Source organism: Bosea sp. 29B (genome assembly GCF_902506165.1).
Taxonomy (GTDB): domain Bacteria; phylum Pseudomonadota; class Alphaproteobacteria; order Rhizobiales; family Beijerinckiaceae; genus Allobosea.
In genome coordinates, this window is record NZ_LR733817.1 from 4,834,623 (window position 1) to 4,858,861 (window position 24,239).

The following is a 24,239-nucleotide window of genomic DNA, read 5'->3' on the forward strand; positions in this document are numbered from 1 at the left end:
TCTGCTGTCGGGACGGAAGTTGCGGTGGTAAGGCATCGCAACGCAAGAATGTGATTTGCCGCGCGCGACGGTGCGGCGATCCGCAAGGACCTGTTGTCGAGATGACCGATTTCCACCGCATCAAGCGCCTGCCGCCCTACGTTTTCGAACAGGTCAACAAGATCAAGGCTGCCGAGCGCGCCAAGGGCGTCGACATCATCGACCTCGGCATGGGCAATCCCGATCTGCCGGCGCCCAAGCACGTCATCGACAAGCTGGTCGAGACCGCCGGCAAGCCGCGCACCGATCGGTACTCCGCTTCGAAGGGCATTGCCGGCCTGCGCCGCGCCCAGGCGTATTATTATCAGCGCCGTTTCGGCGTGACGCTCAATCCCGACACGCAGGTCGTCGCCACGCTCGGCTCGAAGGAAGGCTTCGCCAATATGGCGCAGGCCATCACCGGTCCCGGCGACGTCGTGCTCGTGCCCAATCCGAGCTATCCGATCCATGCCTTCGGCTTCCTGATGGCGGGCGGCGTGATCCGCTCCGTCCCCGCCGAGCCGACCCCGGCCTTCTTCCCGGCGCTCGAGCGGGCGATGGCGCATTCGGTGCCGAAGCCGATCGCGCTGGTCACCTGCTATCCGGCGAATCCGACCGCCTATACCGCTTCGCTCGATTTCTACCGCGACCTCGTCGCCTTTGCGAAGCGGCACGAGCTGATCCTGCTGTCGGACCTCGCCTATGCCGAGGTCTATTTCGACGAGAACGACCCGCCGCCCTCGATGCTGCAGGTGCCGGGCGCGATCGACGTCGCCGTCGAGTTCACCTCGATGTCGAAGACCTTCTCCATGGCCGGCTGGCGTATGGGCTTCGCTGTCGGCAACGAGAGGCTGCTGGCGGCGCTCGCCCGCGTGAAGTCCTATCTCGACTACGGCGCCTATACGCCGATCCAGGTCGCGGCCGCTGCGGCGCTCAACGGCCCGGACGACTGCATCCGAGAGATGCGCGATGTCTATCGCAAGCGCCGCGACGCGCTGGTCGAGAGCTTCGGCAAGGCCGGCTGGGAGTTTCCGGCTCCACAGGCCTCGATGTTCGCCTGGGTGCCGATCCCTGAGAAGTTCCGCCATCTCGGCTCGCTCGAGTTCTCCAAACTGCTGATCGAGAAGGCCGAAGTCGCGGTCGCCCCGGGCATCGGCTTCGGCGAGCATGGCGACGACTATGTCCGCATCGCCATCGTCGAGAACGAGCAGCGTATCCGTCAGGCGGCGCGCAATATCGGCCGTTTCCTGAAGAGCGCCGACCAGACCCTGCACAACGTCATCCAGATGCCGAAGGCGGGGTAGGGCAAGAGTGGGCCGTCTTTCCGGGGCGCTGCGGAGCAGCGAGCCCGGAACCCAGAACCGACGCCATTCAAGCTGAAGCTCTCGATATCCGAGCCTTCGCGATGATGGGCATCGGTTCTGGGTTCCGGGCTCAGCCCTTTGGGCTGCCCCGGAAAGACGCCTCCCAGTGTTGCGCGTCGGCACTGGACCGGGCCGTCGAAACATGGGAACCCAGCACCGGGGGCGGATAGCAGGGATAAAGAGCGCATCATGGTCTCGAAGGGCCGGTTGATCGGGATCATGTTCGGCCTGTTCGCGCTGGTCTGCCTGTTCGCGACCTATGATTTCTCGCGCGGCCGTACCAGTGACACCGATTCTGCCCTGATCGCCGAGGTGCTGACCGCCTCGCGAGCCAAGGAATGCGGTCGCGACGCGACCGAGATCGCCGGCAAGTATTTTCCGACCGGCATGGGCCGGGCCGAAGCCGAGCAATTGCTGGCGCAGACGGTGATCCGGGCGCCGAAGCCCTGGTTCTGGAAGCCGATCGACGAGAATTCGACCCAGGCCGACGGCGACAGCGTCGAGGCGTTGCGCACCATCAAGATCACCGCCTTCGGCAACCAGCTGCTGCGGCTCTATCTCGGCTTCGAGAACGGCAAGATCCACAAGCTCGCCGCCGAGGTCGTCTGCCGCTTCGAGTGAGGGCGGCAGGCTCTCACTTCTCGATGACGCAGAAGCGGTTTCCGTCCGGGTCCTCCAGCACGATGTAGTCGGCGCCGTCCGGGTAGCGCCACTCGGCCCGCTTAGCGCCGAGGCGCAGCAGACGCTTGACCTCGGCTTTCCGATCGCTGGCGTAAAGATCGAGATGGTGGCGCTGGTGGTTCTCTGCGTCCGACGAGACCTGCGTGATCGCGAGCTGCACCCCTGCGCCTTCGCGCGGCACCAGGATCGCCCAGTCGGGCGAGGGCGGCCGCAGCGGCTCATAGGAGAGCGCTTGCGTCCAGAAGGCGATGGCGCGCGGCACGTCGCGCACGCCCCAGACGATCGAGCCAACCTTCAGCATCGCGATATCTCCTCGTTGCGTACTCAATCCGGCGTTTCCGGAGAGGTTCCCTCTACCCCTTCGCCGTTGACTCCCCGCGCGCCTCATGCGACCCCGCCGCTCATGACCATGCACGCTGCTCCCTCCGAGATCAGGCCCCTGCGCGTCGGCATTGCCGGCCTGGGAACAGTCGGCGCTGCGGTCGCCGGCATTCTGAAGCGCCAGGAGAACGCGCTCGCCGCCCGCTGCGGCCGGCCGATCCGCGTGACGGCGGTCTCGGCCCGGGATCGCAATCGCGATCGCGGCATCGACATCTCCGGCTTTACCTGGTTCGACGATCCGGTCGCGCTCGCCGCATCCCCCGAGATCGACTGCCTGGTCGAGCTGATCGGCGGCTCGGATGGGCCGGCCAAGCAGGCGGTCGAGACCGCGCTGTCCGCCGGCAAGCATGTCGTCACTGCCAACAAGGCGCTGCTCGCGGCCCATGGCGTCGCGCTCGCCGAACTCGCCGAGAGCAACGGCGCGGCGCTCGCCTTCGAGGCGTCCTCGGCGGGTGGCATCCCGGTGGTGAAGACGCTGCGCGAGGCACTCTCGGGCAACAATGTCAGCCGGCTCTACGGCATCCTCAACGGCACCTGCAATTACATCCTCTCGCGCATGGAGCTCGAGGGCCTGACATTCGAGGCTTGCCTGAAGGACGCCCAGCGCCTCGGCTATGCCGAGGCCGACCCGACCTTCGACGTCGAGGGCTTCGACACCGCCCACAAGCTCGCCATCCTGACCAGCCTCGCCTTCGGTACGAAGATCGACGCCGAAGCGATTCATGTCGAAGGCATTTCCTCGATCACGCTGCTCGACCTGAAGATGGCCGACGAGCTCGGTTACCGGATCAAGCTGCTCGGCGTCGCCGAGCGCACCAAGACCGGGATCGAGCAGCGCGTGCACCCGACCATGGTGCCGAAATCCTCGGCGATCGCGCAGGTCATGGGCGTCACCAACGCGGTGACGATCGACGCCGATGCGGTGCGCGAGATCACTTTGGTCGGCCCCGGCGCCGGCGGTGGCCCGACCGCCTCCGCCGTGATCGCCGATATCGCCGATGTCGCCCGCGGCACGGCCGGCCAGCCCTTCGGCATGCCGGTCGCCCGGCTGGAGCAGCCGACGCGGGCACCGATGCAGCGCCATGAGGGCGGCTACTACATTCGCCTGGCGGTCGCCGACCGTCCCGGTGCGGCCGCCGCGATCGCGACCCGGATGGCGCAGGCTGATATCTCGCTGGAGAGCATCGTCCAGCGCCGTTCCGAGATCGCCGCCCAGCAGGATCCCGGCGGGCGCTCCGGCGCGCCGGTTCCGGTCGTGCTGATCACCTACGCCACCAGCGAGCAGGCCATCCGCGGCGCCCTGGAGAAGGTCAGCGCCGACGGCCATATCGCCGAGGCGCCGCAAGTCATCCGCATCGAGCGGGAATGAGCGTGAAAGGCGCGGTCGTCCACGGCTTCGCCATATCATCGCCAATCCGTTCGCTATTCACCTCGGCCATCCGCTAACGCGCTCAGGGAGTCCCCCATGTCCGTCGATCTCCGCATCTCGCCCGACCAGATCATCGAGCGCTATCTCTCGATGGAGTTGGTGCGCGTCACCGAGCGCGCCGCCGTCGCCGCCGCCCGCCTGCGCGGCCATGGCGACGAGAAGGCGGCCGACCAGGCCGCGGTCGATGCGATGCGGCGCGAGCTCAATCGCCTGCCGATCGACGGCGAGATCGTCATCGGCGAGGGCGAGCGCGACGAGGCGCCGATGCTCTTCATCGGTGAGAAGGTCGGCAACAAGCAGGGCCCCAAGGTCCACATCGCCGTCGATCCGCTCGAGGGCACGACGCTCTGCGCCAAGGACATGCCGGGCTCGATCGCGGTGATGGCGATGGCCGGCGCCGGCCAGCTGCTCTACGCCCCCGACGTCTACATGAACAAGATCGCGATCGGCCCGGGCTATCCGCCGGGAATCGTTGATCTCGACGCCTCGGCCGCGGACAACATCAACGCGCTCGCTCGCGCCAAGGGTGTGAAGCCGCACGAGATCAACACGCTGATCATGGATCGGCCGCGCCACGAGAAGCTCATTGCGGAAGTCCGCAAGACCGGCGCCTCGATCCGCCTGATCACCGATGGCGACGTCGCCGGCGTGATCTTCTGCACCGAGCCGGAAAAGACCGGCATCGACCTCTACCTCGGCATCGGCGGCGCGCCGGAAGGCGTGCTCGCTGCGGCGGCGCTGCGCTGCGTCGGCGGCCAGATGCAGGGCCGCCTGATCCTCGACACCGAGGAGAAGCGGGCGCGCGCCGCGACCATGGGCGTCAAGGACCCGAACAAGAAATATGACATGTCGGAGATGGCCTCGGGCGACGTCATCGTCTGCGCCACCGGCGTCACCGATGGCGGTATGCTCTCGGGCGTGCGCTTCGGGCCCGAGGTGATCGAGACCGAGACGATCGTCTACCGCTCGATCACCGGCACCGTGCGCCGCATCTATGGCGAGCACCGCGAGCTGTCGAAGTTCAAGCTCGACTGATCCGGCCTCGGGCCGCCGACGGCGCGCTCAGCGCGCCGTCATCACCGCACGGGTGAATCCTGGTTCGACGATGGTCAGGCTGCCGTCGGGCAGCCCGAGGATGCGGTCCATCGCGATGCCCTGGAACTGGAAGCGCTGATCCAGAGCCGCGATCGCGGCGTCTTCCCCGGACGTTCCCATCGCATCGATGGTGCGCGCGACGGCGTCGTGCGTGCTGGCGTTGAGGTGCAGGAGGATCTCCGCCGCGGCCTCGGGATCGGGTACGGCGAAGGCGCCTTCGGCCTTTCCCTGGGCGATGATCCTGGTCAGGACCGGCCGCATCACCGCGATCGAGGCGGCGTTGATCCGGTGATAGAGCAGTAGGTTCTCCGGCCGGAAGACCACGTCGAAGGCAGCCCGAAATTTCGGTGCGTCCGCCAGCTTCATGCTGCGCGAGCGCGCCATGAAGCCGTTCAGCCGCTCCAGGGCGCTGAGCGCGGGGTCGTCGAGGATATCGCGGACGCGCGCGACGGCATCCTGCGCCAGCCGGGCGGTGATCCCCTCCAGCAGATCCTCCTTGGCCGCGAAGTGGTGGTAGAAGCCGCCCTTCGAAATACCGACGCTGGCGATGACGTCGTTCACTGTCGTCCGCTCATAGCCGCGCTCGAAGAACAGCGCCTGCGCGCCGTCGAGGATCTCGTTCCTGCGATCGTCCGCGGACTTAACGATACGGGGCATGCAACACGCTTTTCCTTGACGACCGACCGTCGGTCTGTAAAGTGACCGACGGTCGGTCTTCGCGATTGTGCGCGTAAGACGCTGCCGGCGCAACGCTCCCGGATCGCGGCGATCGCGAACAGGGAAAGCTCGGCGCGACGCCTCCTGTGGAGGGTTTTGTGACGTTCGCTCGCAGTCTTCTTGCCGTCGTGGTGCTCCTCGCTGCCGGGGGCGGGTATTGGTTCCTGACGAAGCCCACTGCGGTCGCGACGGTCGCGCCCAGGCGCGGCGATGCGGCCGAGATCGTCTACGCCACCGGCACGGTCGAGCCGCGCAACTGGGCCAAGGTCACGGCGCTGGTGCGCGAGCGCATCGTCGAGCGCTGCGATTGCGAGGGCCAGCGCGTGGAGCGGGGTCATGTCCTCGCCAGGCTGGACAGTGTCCAGGCCGAGGCGACCCTGGCCGAGCTCAAGGCACGCCAGAAGCTCGCCACTGCCGAGCATGACCGACTCGCCGTGCTGGTCGAGCGCAATGTGATGAGCCAGCAAGCGCTCGACCGCGCTCGCAGCGAGATGAGCCAGGCCTCGGCCCTGATCGCCGGCCAGACCGCGCGCCTGGAGAACTACCTGTTGCGCGCCCCGATGCGCGGCACAGTGCTGCGCCGCGACGGCGAGGTCGGCGAGATCGCCGAGCCCGGCACCGTGCTGTTCTGGATCGGTGAGGCCAAGCCGCTGCGCGTCGTCGCCGAGGTCAACGAGGAGGACATCCCGCAGGTCAAGCCCGGCCAGCGCGCCTTGATCCGGGCCGACGCCTTCCCGGGGCGGACGCTGGAGGGGACCGTCGACAGCATCACGCCCAAGGGCGATCCCGTTGCCAAGACCTATCGCGTCTATCTCGCTCTGCCGGGTGACACGCCGCTGCTGATCGGCATGACGGTCGAGCTCAACATCATCGCGCGGGTGACGAAGGAAGCGCTGTTGCTGCCGGTCGCCGCCGTGCAGGGCAACGCCGTCTTCGTCCTCGAAGGCGATCGCGCCCGCCGCCGCGAGCTATCGATCGGCATTCGCGGCACCGGCGATGTCGAGGTGCTCTCGGGGCTGCCCGAGCAGGCCCGCATCATCACGCCGTTCCCGGACAAGCTTGCGGATGGCGCGCGGGTCAAGGCCCAAGGAAGCTGAGCCGTGCGGCTGATCCTTGCCTTGGCGCTGACGCATATCCGCGGCCGCGGCCGGCAGACTTTGGTCGCGATCATCGGTGTTGCGCTTGGCGTCGGGTTCTCGATCGCCATGGCCGCGCTGATGCAGGGCGGCGAGGATGATTTCGTCGCGCGCCTCGTCGACACCATGCCGCATGTCGACATCACCGACGAATACCGCGACGCCCGCCGCCAGCCGGCGCAGGATGCCTTTGCTGCGGTCCACATTGCCGGCCTGCGGCCGAAGGACGACCGGCGCGGCATCCTCAACCCGACCGAGGCAGTCGCGATGCTGCGGGCCTGGGTGCCGGGGCGGCTGGCGCTCAGCCTGAAGACGCAAGGGGTGGTGCATTATTCCGGCCGCGACGTCGGCATCGCCATCATCGGCATCGAGCCGCAGGCGGAGATGAAGGTCTCCTCGCTCGCCAAGGATTTCCGCCAGGGCAGCTTCACCTCGCTGATCGCCGGCGGCAACAACATCGTCGTCGGCGACCGGCTGGCCCAGCGCCTCGGCGCCGAACCCGGCACCACCGTCACCGTCGTCTCCTCAACCGGCCAGAGCCGCGCCTTCAAGATCGTCGGCCTGTTCCACACCGGCACCACCGCCCGTGACGAAGGCGAGGGCTATGTCCTTCTCAAGAACGCCCAGATTCTGAGCGAGCGCCCGAATGCGATCAACGAGATCAGGCTGAAGCTCGACGATCCCAACGCCGCGCCGCAGGTGGCGCGCCGGGCCGAGGCGCAGATCGGCTACAAGGCGATGGCCTGGCAGGAGGCGAACGAGTCGCTGCTGCAGGCGCTCGTGATCCGCAATGTCATCATGTACACGGTCGTCGGCGCGATCCTGCTGGTGGCCGGCTTCGGCATCTTCAACATCATCTCGACGATCACCCATGAGAAGGCGCGTGACATCGCCATCCTGAAGTCGCTCGGCTTCACCGAGACCGATATGCGCCGCCTCTTCCTGCTGGAAGGGGTGGCGCTCGGCGCCGGTGGCTCGCTGGTCGGCTGGGCGGTCGGCTTCTCGCTCTGCTTTGCGCTCTCGCTGGTCCGCTTCGAATTGTCGGGCGCCAGCGTCGCCCAGGAGATCACGCGCCTGCCGCTGGCCTGGAGCATCTGGCACTATCTGATCGCTGCCGGCTTCGCTTTGGTCTCGGCCGGCGTCGCCGGCTACCTGCCGGCAAGGCAGGCGGCGCGGCTCAACCCGGTCGACATCATCCGGGGCGCGACATGAGTGCGCTGATCGAGACCAGGGGGCTGGCCCGCGTCCTGCCCGCCGCCGTGCCGGTGACGCTGGTCCAGGGCGTCACGCTCGCGATCGGGACGGGCGAATTCGTGGCGATCACCGGTCCATCAGGCTCGGGCAAGTCCTCGCTGCTCTACCTGCTCGGGCTGCTCGACAAGCCGACCGAAGGCACGCTCGCCATTGAGGGCAGGGATACGGCCGGGCTCGGCGAACGCGAGCGCGCCGCGATCCGGCTGGGGACGCTCGGCTTCGTCTTCCAGTTCCACTTCCTGCTGCCGGAGTTCACGGTGCGCGAGAATGTCGAGATCCCGATGCGCCGTCTCGGCCACCTTGGCGCAACTGCCATGCATGAGCGTTCGACCGAACTGCTCAGCGCGCTCGGCTTGGCAGATCACCTCGACAAGCGGCCCGACCAGCTCTCCGGTGGTCAGCGCCAGCGCGTCGCCGTCGCCCGGTCTCTTGCAAACGATCCGCCGGTGATCCTCGCCGACGAGCCGACCGGCAGCCTCGACAGCAAGAATTCCGAGCAGGTCTTTTCGATTCTCGATGCGTTGGTGCGCGAGCGTGGCAAGACGGTCATCGCCGTGACCCACGACACCGAAATCGCGGCGAAGGCGAGCCGCCGCATCCATCTCGTCGACGGCCGGCTGGCCGAGAGCTGAGACGGTCAGTCTTCCGCGTCCGCCTCGGCCTTGCGCCGGAAACCCGTCGCCAGCACGTAGAGCTCGGAGGAATCGGCCCGGCTCGCCGCAGGCTTGATGTTGCGGACCTGGATGAAGTCGCGCTTCAGCTCCGCCAGCAACCCGGCCGTGTCGCCGCCCTGGAAGAGCTTGGCCAGGAAAAAGCCGCCCGGTGCCAGCACGTTGTTGGCGAACTCGAGCGCCGCCTCCGCGAGGCCGATGATCCTGAGATGGTCGGTCTTCTTGTGGCCGGTGGTATTTCCGGCCATGTCGGACATCACGCCGTCGGCCTTGCCGCCGAGCTTTTCCATCAGCAGGGCAGGGGCTTCGTCCGACATGAAGTCGAGTTCGATCAGCTCGACATGCGGGATAGGATCGACCGGTAAAAGGTCGATCCCGACGATCCGGCCCTTGCCGTTCTCAAGCCCGATCTTGGCGCCCGCGACCTGGCACCAGCCACCCGGGGCGCAACCGAGATCGAGCAGCTTCTGGCCGGGTTTCAGGAACTTGTAGCGCTCGTCCATCTCGGCGAGCTTGAACGCCGCGCGCGAGCGATAGCCCATCTCGCGCGCCCGCTTCACATAGGGGTCGTTGAGCTGGCGCTCGAGCCAGAGCTGCGAGGAATGGCTGCGCTTGGCAGGCTTCTTGACCTTGATGCGCAGGTCGCGTGCGCCACCGCCGCTGCCGGATTTCGTTGTCGTCATTGCCTTCGGCGCCACCAGGCGCGATCCTCATGCATCATCCTGAGCAGGATGCCCTCGCGCAGGCCGCGATCGGCGATGCGCACCTTCGGGCTCGGGAAGGCCCGCCGGATCGCCTCGAAGATGGCGCAGCCGGCGAGCACCAGATCGGCCCGCTCGCGGCCGATGCAGGCATTGGCCTGACGCTGGGCATAGTCCATCGCGACGAGTTCGTCGATGACGCTGCAGATGTCCCGGTCCTGCATCCACAAGCCGTCGACCTGGCGCCGGTCATAGCGCGGCAGGCGCAAATGGATGCCGGCGACGGTGGTTACGGTGCCGGAGGTGCCTAGCAGGTGGAAATTCGGCGCGTTCCGCGCTGCCGCCGCCTTTGCCGCAAACGGCGCCAGCGCCTCGCTGCAATCGGTGACCATGCGCTCGAACTTCTCACGCCCAACCTCGATGCCGCCATAGCGCTCCGCCACCGAGACGACGCCGATCGGCAGCGAGGCCCATTCGCGGATGCGCTGGGCCGGGTCGCGCCCGGCCTCGCGCCCGCCGAGCCAGACGATCTCGGTCGAGCCGCCGCCGATGTCGAAGACGATCACCGCGCCGGCCTCGGGCGCCGCCAGCGCAGCGCAACCAGAGACGGCGAGCGAGGCTTCGGTGCGCTGGTCGACGATCTCGAGTTCGAGCTTTGCTTCCTCGCCGACACGGCGGACGAACTCGACACCATTGGTCGCAGCCCGGCAGGCTTCGGTCGTGATCAGGCGGGCCCGCGTCACGCCGCGATGGTCCATCTTGCTCTTGCAGATCTTGAGAGCCTCGACGGCCCGATCCATCGCGTCGTCGCAAAGCTTCCCGCTGGCGCCGAGCCCCTCGCCGAGTCGCACGATCCGCGAGAAGGCGTCGACGACCCGGAAGCCGTGCTGGGCCGGCCGGGCGATCAGCAGACGGCAGTTGTTGGTGCCGAGATCGAGCGCGGCATAGGTGGTCGGATGAGGGCGCTGGAACGGTGCCGGAGCGAACCGAACCGCGTCCGGCGGCGCGAGCCGCTCGCCCGGTAGGGGGACCGCCGCCACGAGGGGGCGGTCGGAATCCTGGCGGTCTTCGACCGTCACTTGCTAACCCTTCGCCAGTCAGGACCGTGATGATGGCCTGCCGGAGTCCAGCAAGAAGCTGGAACGTTTCCATTCGATGGGCAGCGTAACAACAGCACGCGTCCCCTGCCAAGCGGAACCTGTGGCGAAACTGCGGCGAGGGTCGGCTGTGCTTGCCTGTGCCCCGTCTTCGCGGCAAAGCTCGGCCTTGGCCGGCATAATGAGGCTGGCGGCGACCTATCGGGAGAAACGGCATGGCGGCGCGGCGCATGATTCTGGCGATCGACCAGGGCACGACGTCCTCCCGCGCCATCCTGTTCGACGAGAATCTGCAGCCGGTCGCCAGCGCCCAGCAGGAATTCCCGCAGCATTATCCGGCCTCGGGCTGGGTCGAGCACGAGGCGGAGGATCTCTGGGAGAGCACGCTCTCGGTCTGCCGGCAGGCGCTCGCTCGCGCTGAGGCGCGGGCAGGGGAGGTCGCGGCGATCGGCATCACTAACCAGCGCGAGACCACTCTGGTCTGGGATCGCACAACCGGCCAGGCGATCCACCGCGCCATCGTCTGGCAGGACCGGCGTACCGCCGAGCGCTGCGCCGCGCTGGAAGCCGAGGGGCACGGCAAGCTGGTCGCCGAGCGCACCGGCTTGCGTATCGATCCCTATTTCTCCGGCACCAAGATCGCCTGGATCCTCGATCATGTCCCTGGCGCCCGCGAGCGGGCGAAGCGTGGCGAGCTCGCCTTCGGCACGGTCGACAGCTTCCTGCTCTGGCGCCTGACCGGCGGGCGCGTCCATGCCACCGACGCGACCAATGCCTCGCGCACCATGCTGTTCGATATTCACAAGGGGCGTTGGGACGAGGAGCTGCTGGCGCTGCTCGACATTCCCGCGGCGATGCTGCCGGACGTCCGCGACTGCGCCGCGCATTTCGGCGACAGTGAGCCCGGCCTGCTTGGCGGCGCCATCGCGATTCGCGGCATCGCCGGCGACCAGCAGGCGGCGACCGTCGGCCAGGCCTGCTTCGAGCCCGGCATGCTGAAGTCGACCTATGGCACCGGCTGCTTCGCCTTGCTCAACACCGGCACCAAGGCCGTGACGTCGCAGAATCGCCTGCTCTCGACCATCGCCTACCAGCTCAAGGGCGTGCGCCATTACGCGCTGGAGGGCTCGATCTTCATCGCCGGTGCTGCCGTGCAATGGCTGCGCGACGGGCTCGGCATCATCGAGAAGGCCTCCGACAGCGGCCCGCTCGCGGCCAAGGCTGATCCTGGGCAGCAGGTCTATCTGGTGCCGGCCTTCACCGGCCTCGGCGCGCCGCATTGGGATGCCAACGCCCGCGGCGCCATGTTCGGCCTGACCCGCAACACTGGTCCACGCGAGTTCGCCCGTGCCGCGCTCGATTCGGTCTGCTTCCAGACGCTCGATCTGCTCGAGGCGATGCGCTCCGACTGGCCGGAGGCGGACGGGGCGGAGACGGTGCTGCGCGTCGATGGCGGCATGGTCGCCTCCGACTGGACGATGCAGCGCCTTGCCGACATCCTCGCCGCCCCGGTCGACCGGCCGCAGGTGCTGGAGACCACCGCGCTGGGGGCCGCTTATCTTGCCGGCCTCGACGCCGGCCTGCTTCCGGAACCGACCCAGTTCGCCGATCGCTGGCGGCTGGAGCGGCGATTCTCCCCTAGCCTCGCCGAGGAGACGCGCCACAACCACGTCGCCGGCTGGCGCGACGCCGTCAGGCGCACATTGAGCGGCAGCTGAAGCGCGCGCCGATATCCCGTCGCGTGGGCTCCGGCGATCGTTTGAGCTGCCGTGCAAGGTGCCGTGAACGGCTCGCATGTCGAAATCGTCACAGAAGGCTTGCAACGAGGCGCGAGGTTGTTTAGATCGCCCCCATCCGACGCGTCGCAGACAACGCGCCCGTTGGGGGATCGTCTAACGGTAGGACCCCAGACTCTGACTCTGGTTGTCTAGGTTCGAATCCTAGTCCCCCAGCCACTTACCTAAGTGGCTGATTTTAAAGAGACATCCTGGAGCGCAGTAGCAGCCGCCACGCTCATCCGGGGGCTGGTCTTGTCGCCCGCCGATGTTCTGGATCTTTGTTTTATCGCGCTTTCTGCACGCGAACCGGTATCCACTTCGCGCGAAAATGCTCAGATCGGCAGCGGCCCGGCCGTAGCCCTCGGCTATGGCCCAATGGCGCGAGCATCCAGCTGGCGCGGCACGGCTATCCTCGCCAGGACGGTGCGGTCGCGCGTCGAGACGTCGTTCTCAGGCGCCCTTGCGTATCTCCGAGACGGCGATCCCGCCGATGACGAGGGCGATGGCCACGACCGCGTAAGGCCGCAACGGCTCATGCGCGACGGCGACTGACAGGACGATGCCGAAGATCGGGACGAGATTGTAGAAGACGCCGGCCCGCGCGGCGCCGATGAGCTCGACGCTGCGTAGATAGAGCAGCTGGCACAGCAGCGACGGGAAAAGCCCGATGAACAGCAGGATCGCCCAGCCCTTGGGCGTCGGCCATTGAAACTGACCGAGGGCGGCTTCGCCGATCGCGAGCGGAATCGAGGTGAGCAGGGCCGCCAAGGCGAGCCCGGCGATGAAGACGAGCGGCGACACCTGCGGCCGCCAGCGCAGGCCGACGGTGTAGACTGCATAGATGATGCTGGCCACGATCATCAGGATGTCGCCGCGATTGAAGGACAGCTCGACCAGAACGGCGAGGGAGCCGTGCGAGGCGGCGACCACGACGCCGAGGACGGTGATCGTCGCGCCGAGCCATTGCAGGGCAGGCGGCCAGGTCCCGAGCAGCGCGCCCGAGACCAGCAGCACGACGATCGGCGTCGCGCCCTGGATGATCGCCATGTTGATCGCGCTGGTCGTATGCGCGGAGGCATAGAACAGGATGTTGAAGATGGTGAAGCCGATGCCGCCCATGGCGAGCATATACGGCCAGCGACCACGCAGGACGCGCCATTCGGCGAGCAGCGCCCGCCTGGCGATGAAGGCCAGGCACGTCGCGGCGATGACCCAGCGCAGCATGACGATCGCCATCGGCGACATCTCGCCGACGGACAATTTGCCGGCGACCACATTGCTTCCGAAGAAGAGCGTCGCGACCAGGAGGTAGAGATAGGCGCGGGCAGGGCTTTGAGTCGTCATCCCGCCATCTGCCCGCAACCATCGGGCGTTGTCACTTGCCCTGCAGTTTCGCGGCTGCGGCTTTCATCAGGCCCTGGTCGGAGTTGACGATGAACCAGGTCACGCCAAGCGCGGCGAAGGCGTCGCGCTCCTCGACCGAGGGCAGGAAGATCGCGGCGATCTTGCCATGGCGCAGGGCGGCCGCGACGATGCGCTTGCAGGCTTCGGTGACGTCGGGACTGCGGATATCGGAGACGCCGAGCGCCTGGCTGAGATCGGCCCGGCCGATGAACAGCCCGTCGACGCCGGGCGTCGCCGCGATCTCCTCGACCTCGGCCAGCCCGCCCGCGCTCTCGATCTGGCACATGACGATGGCGGTATCGCCGTGGCGTGCGGCTTCGGCCGGGCTGAGCTTGCCATAGGCGGCATAGCGCGGCGAGTTCGACAGGCCGCGCCGGCCACCCTCGAAGCGGGCGCTGGCGATGATCGCGCGCGCCTCGGCTGCGCTGTCGACACGCGGCACGACGATGCCGTCCGCCCCCATGTCGAGCGTCGACATGATGAAGGAGGGCGTGCCGTCGGGGATGCGGACGAGCAAAGGTAGCCCGCCGGCGCGCCCGGCCATCAGCATCATGTCGAGCGAGGCCCGGTCAAAGGGCGCGTGCTCGGCGTCGACCACGCCGAAATCCAGCCCCGCACCGCCGAGAAGCTCGGCGATGATCGGGTGAGGGATCTTGATGAAGGTGCCGGTCCGGGACTGGCCCGCGCCCGTGCCCGCGCGCAATGCGCTCACGATGTCGCCCCGACGGCCTGCGAGGCGCTGATCGCATATTCCGGCCGGCAGGGCGTGAAGACGTCGAGGTTCAGCACCGGCTCGTTGCCGACGACGACGGCGTAGTGGACGACATTCGGCGGCACGGCGAGCAGGCCACCGCCACGCAGGCGCACGATTTCGTCGCCGACGTGGAAGTCGACCTCGCCGGAGAGGATGTAGACCAGCTGCTCATGCACATGCGAGTGCGGCTTCGGCTCGTGGTCGGGCCAGAGCCGGTGCAGGGCCATCGTGGCGCCGTCGCCCGAGAAGGCCTTTTGTTCGACGCCGTGGCGGATCGTCTTCCACTCGATGGCGTCCCAGTCGACATGATGGACGGTCATTTCTCTCTCCTTTTCCGAAAGGGTGCTGCTTGCCGGCCGCCCGCCGCTACTGGGCGGGGCGCTGGCCGGCATAGCCGTGGCCGAGATTGCGCGAGATCTGGCGGGCCATCTCGACGACCGCGGCGATCATCCCCGCATCGGGCTCGGCGGGAACGAACTGGATGGAACTCACGATCGCCGCTGCGGCGACGAATTCGTCATTGGCGTTGAAGACGGGAGCAGCCAGGGCGTTGATGCCGAGAAGCGCCTGCTCGGGTGCGCTCGCGTGCCCGTTCCGGCGAACCGTCTCGACCATCGCCTTGAGCTTCTCCGGCTCCGTGATGGTGTGGGCGGTCAGCGGCGCCAGCGGCTGCCGGAGCGTCCGCTCGAGATGGAGGCTCGGGCCGAAGGCCAGGGCGACATGGCCTTGCGCGGAGGCGTGCATCGGAAGTTCGCTGCCGGGGCGCGCGCCGATGGCAATGGACGTGGTTCCATGCACCGTCTTGAGGACTACCATCCCGCTCATCGAAGGAGCGGTCAGGACCGTCGTCAGCCCCATCTTGTCACGCGCATCCCGCATCGGGCCGTCCGCCGCAGTGGCGACGTCCTCGATTCCAGGCGCGAGCCGGCCGATGAGGTAGGCTTTCGGGCCCAGCGAATAGCGGGTGGTCGACTGGTTCTGGGTCAGGTAGCCGCGCTCGGTCAGGCCCTGCAGATGCCGGTGAATGGCGCTCTTGGCGATGCCGAGACGGTTGGCGATCTGCGTCACGCCCATCGGCTCGTCCGCGAATGCGACTGTTTCCAGGACGAGGAGTGTTGTTTCTCCAGCGCGAACAGCGTTCTCTGATCTTTCCTGTTTCTCAGGTTGGCCTGTGGCCACGTTCCCATCCCTCTCATTCTCGTTTTACGGGGGCAGTTCAAGCTCCGCACTTATTTGGAGCCTTCCCTGTGGCTTGTCAAAAGCGGGGGCCTTGGTCTCTCTCCGCTACCGGCCGAGCGGATCGGAGCTCCGCACGGGCCTGGTGCAGCATTGACCGGCGGTTCTCGCTGTGACTATATCCGTTCTCAGTAAGAGAACCACAAACGCACAGTGAGAACAAGCGTGTCTCACAGGCAGACGATCGAGGGAGGATTCATGTTCCGCTGTTTTCGCCAGATGCTTGTGCCCGCCGTCGCCTTCACGGCCGTGCTGGGCGCTGCCGCCTCAGTCCTGGCTGCGGACGTCACGCTCAAGCTCGGCCATGCCGTGTTCGAGAGCCACCCGAACCATGACTCCGCCGTCCGCTTCAAAGAGGCGGTCGAGCGCGAGTCGAAGGGCTCGGTGAAGATCCAGATCTACCCCTCGCGCCAGCTCGGCGACGTCAAGGAGCTGATGGAAGGGGTCCAGTTCGGCACTGTCGACATGACCGTGAACTCGACCTCGGCGCTGTCCACGCTGGTCCCGGCCACCGACGCCCTGCAGCTCCCCTTCGTGATCGGCAGCTACGAGGCCTTCGCCAAGCTCGCCGTCTCGCCCGAAGCCAAGGCCGTCGCGGCCGGACTCGAGAAGCACGGCATGATCGCACTTGCGCTCTATGATGGCGGCCAGCGGCATTTCCTGTCGGTCAAGAAGCCGGTCGCCGCGGTCGAGGATTTCAAGGGACTCAAGACGCGCATCGCGCCGAACCGGCTCTTCCTCGACACCTGGCGTGCCGTCGGCGTGAACCCGACCCCGCTCAACTATGGCGAGGTCTATTCGGCACTGGAGACCGGCGCGCTCGATGCCGTCGAGATCAATCTCACCTCGATCGACAGCGAGAAGTATTACGAGGTCGGCAAGAATGTGAGCCTGACCGGGCAGTATTTCTGGCCGAGCTACCTGCTGATCAACAAGGCGAAGTTCGACGGCCTGACCGCCGAGCAGAAGGCCGCCATCCGCAAGGCCGCCGACGAGACGGTCGCGCCGCAGGTCATGGCCGTCGCCGAGCTCGACAAGAAGCTGATCAGCGAGCTGAAGGGCCGCGGCGTGAAGATCACCGAGCCCTCCAAGGAGCTGCTCGACGCGCTCAAGCAGCGCACGCGCCCGGTCGTCGAGGCCTATGTGAAGAAGAGCCCCGAGATCGCCGCCTTCGTGGCCGCGGCCGAGAAGCTCCGTCCCTGATCGCAGCCCGAGCCCTGGCCGCAGCGGCGGCCGGGGCTCCTTCCAAGCCATGGATCCATCCAGGATGTCCCGCCACAATCCCCGGCTCCTGCGCGCCGTGTCGCTCTATCTGCGCGCGCTGCACTATCTGGCGATGGCCGGCGTCGCGACCCTCGTGGTCGTCGCAGCGCTGCAGGTCTTCTTCCGCTACGTCGTCGGCGAGTCGCTGTTCTGGTCCGAGGAGCTGATGCGCTCCCTGATGGTCTGGATCGCGTTCCTCTCCGCCGGCATCGCCTATTCGCGCGGCGAGATGCTCGGCATGCGCTTCGTCGTCGACGGGCTGCGGCCCTCGCTCACCGCCAAGATCGACGTCGCGGGCCGTGTGCTGATCGTGCTCTTCCTGCTGGTGGTCGCCTGGTATGGCTGGCTCTTCACCATGCGCACCAGCGAGCAGGAAGCGGTCTCGCTCGAAATCTCGCTCGGCTGGCTGCATGCGGCGATCCCCGTCGGGTGCCTGCTGCTCGCTGTCCATGTCGCCTTCGCAGACCTCTTCCGTTCGGCCCTGCCGAAGGAAGAGACCTCGCACTCGCTCTGAGGCGCGCCCGCATGGTCTGGCTGTTCTCCGCCTTCGTCTTCACCATCCTGATGGGCATCCCGGTGATCTTCGTCCTCGGGATCAGCGCGTTCGCCTATTTCGTCCTCACGGGCCAGACGCAATATCTCCTGGTCATCCCGCAACGCATGTTCGCCGGCGTCGACCAGTTCATCCTGCTCGCGATCCCGCTGTTCGTGCTCGCCGGCGCGCTGATGGACACCGGTGGCCTGACGCGCCGCCTGCTCGAATTCGCCAACGCTTTCGTCGGCCGCTTCCGTGGCGGCACGTCGCTGACCGCGATCTGGGGCAGCTTCCTGTTCAGCGGCATCTCAGGCTCCGCCGCGGCGGACGCCGCGGCCATGGGCTCGGTGCTGATCCCCGACATGAAGAAGCAGGGCTACGACGTGAACTACGCCGCCGCCCTGATCGCGGTGGCGTCGCTGATGGACCCGCTTATCCCGCCCAGCATCACCATGATCATCTATGGCGCACTCAGCGGGACCTCGATCGCCAAGCTGTTCATCGGCGGCATCGTGCCGGGCATTCTGCTGGCCTTCTCGCTAACGGCCTACGCGGTCTACGTCGCCCACAAGCGCGGCTATCCGCGCCTGGCGCCGCCCTCGCTGGCGCAGATCGGCCGGCTGACGCTGACCGCGCTGCCGGTGCTGTTCCTGCCGGTGCTGATCGTGGTCGGCATCCGCGGCGGCGCCTTCACCGCCACCGAGGCCGCCGCCATCGCGGCGATCTACGCCCTGGTCGTCGCCGCCTTCTGGTACCGGGTACTGACCTGGGCCCATCTGCGCCATGCGCTGATCGCGACCGCGGTGATCTCCTCGGCGATCTACCTCTTGATCGCCATGGCGAACATCGCCGCCTTCGTCTTCGCGCTGGAGCGGCTGCCGCAGAACATCGTCGCCGGCATCCAGCAACTCACCGACAACCGCGTGCTGATCATCCTGATGGTCAACCTCGCGCTGCTCGTGCTCGGCATGTTCCTCGACGTCGCCGGCGTGCTGATCCTGACCGTGCCGGCGCTGGTCGGCATCGGCGCCGCGATCGGCATGGATCCGGTCCATCTCGGCGTGATGGTGACCTTCAACACCATCATCGGCTTCGTGCATCCGCCGCTGGGCCTGTGCCTCTTCATAGTCTCCGGGGTGGCGAAGTCACCGATCGAGAAGGTGACCATGCAGGCGCTGCCGATGATCGGCATCGCGCTCGCCTTGCTGATGCTGATCGCCTTCGTGCCCGAGCTGGTGCTGTTCCTGCCCAATCTCCTGGTCAAATGAGGATCGGGGCATGACACGGTCGCTCACCACGCGCATCGGCCGCACGGAACTCAAGAACCCATTGATCGCGGCCTCCGCCGAGCATCTGATCGATGCCGACGGGGTTCGCGCCGCGCTGAAGGCCGGGGCAGGGGCCGTCGTGGTCAAGTCGACCAACGAGGTCCAGGCGGCGAAGGACCAGCTCCAGCGCGCCGAATACATGGTGCTCGACGAGCACTGGCGGCCGGTGCCCTGGGGACCGGACGCGCCGCGCGGCGCCACCATCGCCTGCCGCTCCGGCCTGCACCCGCTTGGCTTCGAGCCCTGGCTGGAGCAGACCGCGATGCTCGATCGCGAGGCGAGGGCGCTGGATTCCTACGCGATCCCCAGCCTGATCCTCGGCGATCTCGACCATGCGCTCGCCATGGCGCGCAAGGTCGAGCAGGCCGGCTTGCGCGTGCTCGAATTCAACATCGGCACGCCCTATGCCAGCCAGGCGGCGAAGGGCGCCGTCTCGACCGAACTCTTGCCCGAGCGCATCAGCCATCTCGTCCAGGCGATGCGCGGGGCCGTCTCTTTGCCGCTCTGGATCAAGGTCACCGGCCAGAGCGAGCGCGTGCCGGAGCTGGCGCGCGCCGCCTTCGAGGCTGGCGCCGATTCCGTCGTCATGGCCGGCCGGCTGCTCGGCTTCCTGCCCGATGTCGAGACGATGGAGCCCTTCCTCGGCACTAGCCTCGGCATCGGCGGCTTCTGGAACCTGCCGCTGACCTGCCACTGGCTCGCGACCTCGCGGCTCGCGCTCGGTCCCGAGCGGCCGCTGATCGGTATCAACGGCGCGCAAAGCGGGCTCGACATCGCGCGGATGATGCTGGCCGGCGCCTCCGCCGTCGGCATCGCCTCGCCAGTGATGCTGCGCGGCTTCGAACTGCTCGGCCAGTCGCTCACCGAGTTCCAGGACTATCTCGATGCCAAGGGCATCGATGCTGCCGATCTCGTCGGCGTCGCGGTCAACCACCGCAAGGCCTTCGCCGACATGCCCCGGCGCCAGGACAACTGGCGCAACTACGTGCCGCAGGCGCGGACCATCGCAGGAGAATGATCATGACCGATGCAGCTGCAACGTCGCAGGACGCCCGCATCAAGGCCCTGCTCAAGGGCGCGGTCGACCTCCACATCCACAGCGGCCCTTCGCTGATGCCGCGCAAGATCGACCATGTCGAGGCCGTCCAGCAGGCCGACGAGGCCGGCTTCGCCGCGATCCTGCTCAAGGATCACTATTACCCGACCATGCCGCTGGCCACGATCCTCGAGACGCACATTTCGAAGGGCGTGAAGGTGCTGGGTGCGATCGTGCTCAACAACCCGCTCGGCAGCATCAACCCCTCGGCCGTCGATTACGCGCTGAAGCAGGGCGCGCGCGTCGTCTGGATGCCGACGGCGCACGCCAACAACCATCTCGACCACTACAAGACCGACGCGAAATTCGACTCCAAATTCCCGGTCGCGACGCAGAAGACACTGGCGCCGGCGCCACTCTCGCTGCTCGGCCCCGACGGCAAGATCGCCGACGAGGTCAAGGCGATCCTCGATCTCGTCGCCGCCGCCGATGCGGTGGTCTCCGGCGGGCACCATCATGTCAGCGAATTGCTGCCCTTCTACGAGGAGGCCAAGGCGCGCGGCGTCAAGCGGCTGCTGCTCAACCACCCGACCTATGTCAACGAATGCTCGCTGCAGGACGTGCGCCATCTCGCCTCGCTCGGCGTCAAGATGGAGCATTCGATCTGCATGTTCGTGCCCTCGACCTTCCTGCTGTTCGATGCCGACCATCTCAAGGCGGTGATTGAGGCCGCCGGCGTCGAGAACACGCTGTTCGGCTCCGATCTCGGCCAGAACAACAATCCGACCCCGGTCGAAGGCTTCGAGCAGATCATCGCCATGCTGATCGACGCCGGCTTCTCCGACGATCAGATCCGCCTGATGACGGCCGGCAATGCCGCCGATCTCGCCGGCCTCGCACCCGCCGCCAACTGATGCCTTTCGCAGGCCGCGCATGGCGCGGCCTGCCGCCCGTCCAGGAGATCACCCATGCCTTCATTCCTCATCGACGGTCAGTGGACCGACGGCTCGGGCAGCCGCCGCGGCGCGGTGCTGAACCCTGCGACCGGCGAGCAGATCGGCGAGGTGCCCTTCGCCGAGATCGCCGATCTCGACCGGGCGCTCGCCGCTGCCCAGAAGGGCTTCGAAGTCTGGCGCAAGACCTCCGCCTATGACCGCTCGAAGATCCTGCGCCGCGCCGCCGACCTGACGCGCGAGCGCGCCGAGAGCATCGCCCAGCTGATCACCCGCGAGCAGGGCAAGCCGCTCTCCGAGGCGCGCATGGAGGCCGGTGGCCTCGGCGACCATATCGACTGGTATGCCGAGGAAGGCCGGCGCGCCTATGGCCGTGTCATCCCGCCCCGGCAATACGGCGCCCGCCAGATCGTGCTGCGCGAGCCGGTCGGCCCTGTCGCCGCCTTCAGCCCGTGGAATTTCCCCACCGGCCAGCTCGTGCGCAAGGTCGCCGGGGCCCTCGCGGCCGGCTGCTCGATCATCGCCAAGGCGCCGGAGGAGACGCCGTCCTCCTGCATCGAGCTGATCCGCGCCTTCCACGATGCCGGCGTACCGGCCGGCGTCGTCAACCTCGTCTTTGGCGTGCCGGCGGAGATCTCCGAGCACCTGATCGCCTCGCCGATCATCCGCAAGGTGTCGTTCACGGGCTCGGTGCCGGTCGGCCGTCATCTCGGCGCGCTCGCCGCCCGCCACGTCAAGCGCGCGACGATGGAACTCGGCGGCCACGCCCCCTTCATCGTCTGCGACGATGTCGACGTCACCGCCGCCGCCAAGCTCGGCGCCACGCTCAAGTTCCGCAATGGCGGGCAGGTCTGCGCTTCGCCGACGCGCTTTTATGTGCAGGACAGCGTCTTCGACACCTTCCTTGGGAGCTTCGTCGAGGCGGCGAAGGCGCTGAAGCTTGGCGACGGCGCGGCTGAGGGTACGCAGATGGGCCCGCTCGCCCATGCTCGCCGTGTCGATGCGATCGAGGGCTTCGTGCGCGATGCGGTCGATGCCGGCGCTGATCTCGCCTATGGCGGCGAGCGGCCGGGCAATCGCGGCTTCTTCCATGCGCCGGCGGTGCTCGCCAATGTGCCGGACAAGGCGCGGCTGATGCGGGACGAGCCGTTCGGGCCGATCGCGGCGGTGAACCGCTTCGACACGCTGGACAAGGCGATCGCGCAGGCCAACGCCCTGCCTTTCGGGCTCGCGGCCTTCGCCTTCACCAGCTCGGTCTCCCGCGCCACGCAGCTCGGTGACGAGCTGGAGAGCGGCATGGTCTCGATCAACCATTTCGGCCTCGCCGCGCCCGAGACGCCCTTCGGCGGCATCAAGGACTCCGGCTATGGCAGCGAAGGCGGCTCGGAAGGGCTGGAGGCCTATCTCTCGACCAAGTTCGTCAGCCAGATCGGCGCCGAGCCGCGGCGGCCCTGATGGAGACCTACGACTATATCGTCGTCGGGGGCGGCTCGGCCGGCTGTACCGTGACTTCCCGCCTCGTCGAGGCCGGAAAGTCGGTGCTGCTGCTCGAATCTGGGCCGAAGGACAACCATCCCTACATCCATATCCCCGCGACCTTCATCCGGGTGCACGGCACGGCGCGGACCTGGATGTACCGCTCGGCGCCGGAGCCGCAGCTCAACGGCCGCCAGGTCTATGTGCCGCAGGGCCGCACGCTCGGCGGCGGCAGCTCGGTCAATGCGATGATCTACATCCGCGGCCAGGCGCAGGACTATGACGACTGGCGCGCGGCCGGCTGCACCGGCTGGGGCTACGAGGACGTGCTGCCTTTCTTCCGCAAGGCGGAGGGCAATGAGCGGCTGTCAGGCCCGCTCCACGGTACGGAGGGACCGCTCAAGGTCAGCGATGTCAGGCATCGACACCCGCTGAGCGCCGCCTTCCTGCGGGCGGCGCAGGAGGTCGGGCTTCCCTATAACGACGACTTCAACGGCGCGCGCCAGGACGGCGTCGGCTATTTCCAGACGACCACCTTTGCGGAGCGCCGCGCCAGCTCGGCCGCGACCTATCTGCGCGCGGTGCGCGGCAACAAGCTGCTCAAAGTCGTGACCAACGCGCATGTGCTCGGCCTCGTGCTCGAGAACGGCGCGGCGGTCGGCGTGCGCACGCGCCACGACAACGGGCAGGAGATCGAGACGCGGGTGCGCGAGGAGGTGATCCTCTCCGCCGGCGCGCTCTCGACCCCGAAGATCCTGATGCTGTCCGGCATCGGCCAGGCCGAGCATCTCTCGGAGTTCGACATCCCGGTGCGGCGCGAGCTGCGCGGCGTCGGCGAGAATTTCCAGGACCATCTCTCGGCCTCGGTCTACGGCCAGACCCGCGAGGAGATCAGCCTGCTCGGCAACGACAAGGGCCTGAAGGCGCTCCGCCACGGCCTCTCCTATATCGCGCTCCGGCACGGCCTTCTGACCTCCAACGTGGTCGAGAGCGGCGGTTTCGTCGATACGGCCGGGACGGGCCGGCCGGACGTGCAGTTCCACGTCGTGCCCAACCTGGTCGGGGACGTCGACCGCCTGCCGCCGGGCGGCCACGGCATCTCGATCAACCCTTGCGACCTCAGACCGAAATCGCGCGGGACGGTTCGTCTCGGCGGCAAGGGTGCGAGCGATCCCGTCGTGCTCAACGGCAACTATCTCAGTGCGCCGGAGGATATGGCGACGCTCGTGCGCGGCGTGCGCCTGGCGCGGCGCATCCTGCGTGCGCCTTCGCTCGCCAAGCTGGTCAGCCACGAGATCGCACCAGCACGCGACGAGGATGTGCCCGACAGCGTCGTCGAGGACCATATCCGCACCATCGCCAAGACCGTCTACCACCCCGCCGGTACCGCTCGCATGGGCACGGACGAGCTCGCCGTCGTCGATCCCACGCTGAGAGTGCGCGGCGTGCCGCGCCTGCGCATCGCCGACATCTCGGTGGTCCCCACCATCGTCAGCGGCAACACCAACGCGCCGGCGATCATGATCGGAGAACGCTGTGCCGACTTCATCCTGCGCGGTTGAGAGCGACGCGATGCTCCCGGCCGCTTCGGAACATGGCTCGCGGAGCTGGAAGGTCACGATGACGGCCAGGAATGAACACGGCTCTTCGTGGGAGCGCGACCCGTCGATCTTGCTGCCGCGAGCGACTGGCTGTGTCTTCGGCCGGAGCGGAGGCCGCCTGTTCTGCGACGTGATCGTCGATGAGCAGGAGTTGCGTGTGACATTCGCCTCCGAGGCGGAGGCGGTGAGCTTCCGCGACGCTGCAAGAGCGGCGGGCATACCGATCGAGGCGGACAGGCACCTGTCCCGGCTTCTCGCCGCGACGCTCGGCGGCGCATCTCTGTTGCTTGCGATCGCCTATTTCGTGCTCCGGTAGGCGCTTCCGCCTTCG

At 67.4% G+C, this 24,239-nt stretch carries 24 protein-coding genes and 1 tRNA gene; 17 read left to right on the top strand and 8 right to left on the bottom strand.

Features of this window, described 5'->3' with window-relative positions:
- Positions 1 to 101 precede the first annotated feature (101 nt).
- Positions 102 to 1,322: an LL-diaminopimelate aminotransferase gene (locus tag GV161_RS23470; protein ID WP_152014344.1), complete on the top strand. Its 1,221-nt coding sequence runs from the start codon at positions 102 to 104 to the stop codon at positions 1,320 to 1,322.
- Positions 1,323 to 1,571: 249 nt separating this feature from the next.
- Positions 1,572 to 2,003, top strand: a complete 432-nt coding sequence (locus tag GV161_RS23475; RefSeq protein WP_152014345.1) for a hypothetical protein — start codon at positions 1,572 to 1,574, stop codon at positions 2,001 to 2,003.
- A 13-nt stretch (positions 2,004 to 2,016) separates the two neighbouring features.
- On the opposite strand, the gene GV161_RS23480 is transcribed toward GV161_RS23475, so the two are convergent.
- A complete protein-coding gene (locus GV161_RS23480; protein ID WP_152014346.1) occupies positions 2,017 to 2,364 on the bottom strand; it encodes a VOC family protein in 348 nt (115 codons plus the stop codon).
- Positions 2,365 to 2,472: 108 nt separating this feature from the next.
- On the opposite strand from GV161_RS23480, the gene GV161_RS23485 reads away from it, so the two are divergent.
- Positions 2,473 to 3,813, top strand: coding sequence for a homoserine dehydrogenase (locus GV161_RS23485; protein WP_152014926.1), 1,341 nt, complete (start codon positions 2,473 to 2,475; stop codon positions 3,811 to 3,813).
- Positions 3,814 to 3,909: 96 nt separating this feature from the next.
- The gene (gene glpX, locus GV161_RS23490; RefSeq protein WP_152014347.1) at positions 3,910 to 4,908 is read left to right on the top strand and encodes a class II fructose-bisphosphatase; all 999 of its coding nucleotides are present in this window, start codon (positions 3,910 to 3,912) and stop codon (positions 4,906 to 4,908) included.
- Between the two features lie 27 nt (positions 4,909 to 4,935).
- Here glpX and GV161_RS23495 read toward each other — a convergent pair whose 3' ends face one another.
- Complete coding sequence (locus GV161_RS23495) at positions 4,936 to 5,625, bottom strand: TetR/AcrR family transcriptional regulator (protein WP_152014348.1); 690 nt, start codon at positions 5,623 to 5,625, stop codon at positions 4,936 to 4,938.
- A gap of 158 nt (positions 5,626 to 5,783) precedes the next feature.
- On the opposite strand from GV161_RS23495, the gene GV161_RS23500 reads away from it, so the two are divergent.
- The 3 genes from GV161_RS23500 to GV161_RS23510 are packed head-to-tail and all read left to right on the top strand — an operon-like array spanning position 5,784 to position 8,707.
- Positions 5,784 to 6,782 (top strand): efflux RND transporter periplasmic adaptor subunit, encoded by a 999-nt coding sequence (locus tag GV161_RS23500; protein WP_152014349.1) that lies wholly within the window; start codon positions 5,784 to 5,786, stop codon positions 6,780 to 6,782.
- A gap of 3 nt (positions 6,783 to 6,785) precedes the next feature.
- Entirely contained in the window at positions 6,786 to 8,033 is a 1,248-nt protein-coding gene (locus GV161_RS23505; RefSeq protein WP_152014350.1) for an ABC transporter permease, read from the top strand.
- Positions 8,030 to 8,707: an ABC transporter ATP-binding protein gene (locus tag GV161_RS23510; RefSeq protein WP_152014351.1), complete on the top strand. Its 678-nt coding sequence runs from the start codon at positions 8,030 to 8,032 to the stop codon at positions 8,705 to 8,707. Before GV161_RS23505 ends, GV161_RS23510 begins: the two co-directional genes overlap by 4 nt.
- Positions 8,708 to 8,712: 5 nt before the next feature.
- Here GV161_RS23510 and GV161_RS23515 read toward each other — a convergent pair whose 3' ends face one another.
- Together GV161_RS23515 and GV161_RS23520 are read right to left on the bottom strand one after the other, a co-directional pair.
- Positions 8,713 to 9,429 (bottom strand): RlmE family RNA methyltransferase, encoded by a 717-nt coding sequence (locus tag GV161_RS23515; RefSeq protein WP_152014928.1) that lies wholly within the window; start codon positions 9,427 to 9,429, stop codon positions 8,713 to 8,715.
- On the bottom strand, positions 9,426 to 10,526 hold the full coding sequence (locus GV161_RS23520) for a Ppx/GppA phosphatase family protein (protein WP_244624048.1): 1,101 nt from the start codon (positions 10,524 to 10,526) through the stop codon (positions 9,426 to 9,428). The genes GV161_RS23515 and GV161_RS23520 overlap by 4 nt, the downstream gene beginning before the upstream one ends.
- Before the next feature lie 233 nt (positions 10,527 to 10,759).
- Between GV161_RS23520 and glpK the strand changes: the two genes are divergently transcribed.
- Both glpK and GV161_RS23530 read left to right on the top strand, forming a co-directional pair.
- Positions 10,760 to 12,262 carry a glycerol kinase GlpK gene (glpK, locus tag GV161_RS23525; protein WP_152014352.1) on the top strand — a complete coding sequence of 501 codons (1,503 nt, stop codon included), beginning with the start codon at positions 10,760 to 10,762 and terminating at the stop codon, positions 12,260 to 12,262.
- A gap of 163 nt (positions 12,263 to 12,425) precedes the next feature.
- Positions 12,426 to 12,499: transfer RNA gene (locus GV161_RS23530), tRNA-Gln, on the top strand.
- 273 nt (positions 12,500 to 12,772) lie between these two features.
- Here GV161_RS23530 and GV161_RS23535 read toward each other — a convergent pair.
- The 4 genes from GV161_RS23535 to GV161_RS23550 are packed head-to-tail and all read right to left on the bottom strand — an operon-like array spanning position 12,773 to position 15,659.
- Positions 12,773 to 13,666: a DMT family transporter gene (locus GV161_RS23535; RefSeq protein WP_152014353.1), complete on the bottom strand. Its 894-nt coding sequence runs from the start codon at positions 13,664 to 13,666 to the stop codon at positions 12,773 to 12,775.
- Positions 13,667 to 13,697: 31 nt separating this feature from the next.
- On the bottom strand, positions 13,698 to 14,438 hold the full coding sequence (locus GV161_RS23540) for an aldolase/citrate lyase family protein (protein WP_159650382.1): 741 nt from the start codon (positions 14,436 to 14,438) through the stop codon (positions 13,698 to 13,700).
- Positions 14,435 to 14,800 (bottom strand): cupin domain-containing protein, encoded by a 366-nt coding sequence (locus tag GV161_RS23545; protein WP_152014355.1) that lies wholly within the window; start codon positions 14,798 to 14,800, stop codon positions 14,435 to 14,437. The genes GV161_RS23540 and GV161_RS23545 overlap by 4 nt, the downstream gene beginning before the upstream one ends.
- A gap of 46 nt (positions 14,801 to 14,846) precedes the next feature.
- Positions 14,847 to 15,659: an IclR family transcriptional regulator gene (locus tag GV161_RS23550; protein WP_280179043.1), complete on the bottom strand. Its 813-nt coding sequence runs from the start codon at positions 15,657 to 15,659 to the stop codon at positions 14,847 to 14,849.
- Between the two features lie 255 nt (positions 15,660 to 15,914).
- Here GV161_RS23550 and GV161_RS23555 point away from each other — a divergent pair, with 255 nt between their 5' ends.
- The 8 genes from GV161_RS23555 to GV161_RS23590 all read left to right on the top strand — a co-directional run bounded on the left by GV161_RS23555 (position 15,915) and on the right by GV161_RS23590 (position 24,224).
- Entirely contained in the window at positions 15,915 to 16,919 is a 1,005-nt protein-coding gene (locus tag GV161_RS23555; RefSeq protein ID WP_152014357.1) for a TRAP transporter substrate-binding protein, read from the top strand.
- Positions 16,920 to 16,983: 64 nt separating this feature from the next.
- Positions 16,984 to 17,493 carry a TRAP transporter small permease subunit gene (locus GV161_RS23560; protein ID WP_159650383.1) on the top strand — a complete coding sequence of 170 codons (510 nt, stop codon included), beginning with the start codon at positions 16,984 to 16,986 and terminating at the stop codon, positions 17,491 to 17,493.
- Positions 17,494 to 17,504: 11 nt separating this feature from the next.
- On the top strand, positions 17,505 to 18,782 hold the full coding sequence (locus GV161_RS23565; protein ID WP_152014359.1) for a TRAP transporter large permease: 1,278 nt from the start codon (positions 17,505 to 17,507) through the stop codon (positions 18,780 to 18,782).
- Positions 18,783 to 18,792: 10 nt separating this feature from the next.
- Positions 18,793 to 19,860 carry a dihydroorotate dehydrogenase gene (locus tag GV161_RS23570; protein ID WP_152014360.1) on the top strand — a complete coding sequence of 356 codons (1,068 nt, stop codon included), beginning with the start codon at positions 18,793 to 18,795 and terminating at the stop codon, positions 19,858 to 19,860.
- Between the two features lie 2 nt (positions 19,861 to 19,862).
- Entirely contained in the window at positions 19,863 to 20,792 is a 930-nt protein-coding gene (locus tag GV161_RS23575; RefSeq protein WP_152014361.1) for a DUF6282 family protein, read from the top strand.
- A gap of 54 nt (positions 20,793 to 20,846) precedes the next feature.
- Complete coding sequence (locus GV161_RS23580) at positions 20,847 to 22,286, top strand: NAD-dependent succinate-semialdehyde dehydrogenase (RefSeq protein WP_152014362.1); 1,440 nt, start codon at positions 20,847 to 20,849, stop codon at positions 22,284 to 22,286.
- Positions 22,286 to 23,869 (top strand): GMC family oxidoreductase N-terminal domain-containing protein, encoded by a 1,584-nt coding sequence (locus GV161_RS23585; RefSeq protein ID WP_152014363.1) that lies wholly within the window; start codon positions 22,286 to 22,288, stop codon positions 23,867 to 23,869. The genes GV161_RS23580 and GV161_RS23585 overlap by 1 nt, the downstream gene beginning before the upstream one ends.
- Positions 23,870 to 23,879: 10 nt before the next feature.
- Positions 23,880 to 24,224, top strand: coding sequence for a hypothetical protein (locus GV161_RS23590; protein ID WP_152014364.1), 345 nt, complete (start codon positions 23,880 to 23,882; stop codon positions 24,222 to 24,224).
- The last annotated feature ends 15 nt before the right edge of the window (positions 24,225 to 24,239 follow it).

What these genes read in the sequence shown, in the direction of transcription:
- GV161_RS23470 (WP_152014344.1), top strand. Translation starts at nt 102, where the DNA reads ATGACCGATTTCCACCGCATCAAGCGCCTGCCGCCCTACGTTTTCGAA.
- GV161_RS23475 (WP_152014345.1), top strand. Translation starts at nt 1,572, where the DNA reads ATGGTCTCGAAGGGCCGGTTGATCGGGATCATGTTCGGCCTGTTCGCG.
- GV161_RS23480 (WP_152014346.1), bottom strand. Translation starts at nt 2,364, where the DNA reads ATGCTGAAGGTTGGCTCGATCGTCTGGGGCGTGCGCGACGTGCCGCGC.
- GV161_RS23485 (WP_152014926.1), top strand. Translation starts at nt 2,473, where the DNA reads ATGCACGCTGCTCCCTCCGAGATCAGGCCCCTGCGCGTCGGCATTGCC.
- glpX (WP_152014347.1), top strand. Translation starts at nt 3,910, where the DNA reads ATGTCCGTCGATCTCCGCATCTCGCCCGACCAGATCATCGAGCGCTAT.
- GV161_RS23495 (WP_152014348.1), bottom strand. Translation starts at nt 5,625, where the DNA reads ATGCCCCGTATCGTTAAGTCCGCGGACGATCGCAGGAACGAGATCCTC.
- GV161_RS23510 (WP_152014351.1), top strand. Translation starts at nt 8,030, where the DNA reads ATGAGTGCGCTGATCGAGACCAGGGGGCTGGCCCGCGTCCTGCCCGCC.
- GV161_RS23515 (WP_152014928.1), bottom strand. Translation starts at nt 9,429, where the DNA reads ATGACGACAACGAAATCCGGCAGCGGCGGTGGCGCACGCGACCTGCGC.
- glpK (WP_152014352.1), top strand. Translation starts at nt 10,760, where the DNA reads ATGGCGGCGCGGCGCATGATTCTGGCGATCGACCAGGGCACGACGTCC.
- GV161_RS23535 (WP_152014353.1), bottom strand. Translation starts at nt 13,666, where the DNA reads ATGACGACTCAAAGCCCTGCCCGCGCCTATCTCTACCTCCTGGTCGCG.
- GV161_RS23545 (WP_152014355.1), bottom strand. Translation starts at nt 14,800, where the DNA reads ATGACCGTCCATCATGTCGACTGGGACGCCATCGAGTGGAAGACGATC.
- GV161_RS23555 (WP_152014357.1), top strand. Translation starts at nt 15,915, where the DNA reads ATGTTCCGCTGTTTTCGCCAGATGCTTGTGCCCGCCGTCGCCTTCACG.
- GV161_RS23560 (WP_159650383.1), top strand. Translation starts at nt 16,984, where the DNA reads ATGTCCCGCCACAATCCCCGGCTCCTGCGCGCCGTGTCGCTCTATCTG.
- GV161_RS23565 (WP_152014359.1), top strand. Translation starts at nt 17,505, where the DNA reads ATGGTCTGGCTGTTCTCCGCCTTCGTCTTCACCATCCTGATGGGCATC.
- GV161_RS23570 (WP_152014360.1), top strand. Translation starts at nt 18,793, where the DNA reads ATGACACGGTCGCTCACCACGCGCATCGGCCGCACGGAACTCAAGAAC.
- GV161_RS23575 (WP_152014361.1), top strand. Translation starts at nt 19,863, where the DNA reads ATGACCGATGCAGCTGCAACGTCGCAGGACGCCCGCATCAAGGCCCTG.
- GV161_RS23580 (WP_152014362.1), top strand. Translation starts at nt 20,847, where the DNA reads ATGCCTTCATTCCTCATCGACGGTCAGTGGACCGACGGCTCGGGCAGC.
- GV161_RS23585 (WP_152014363.1), top strand. Translation starts at nt 22,286, where the DNA reads ATGGAGACCTACGACTATATCGTCGTCGGGGGCGGCTCGGCCGGCTGT.
- GV161_RS23590 (WP_152014364.1), top strand. Translation starts at nt 23,880, where the DNA reads ATGCTCCCGGCCGCTTCGGAACATGGCTCGCGGAGCTGGAAGGTCACG.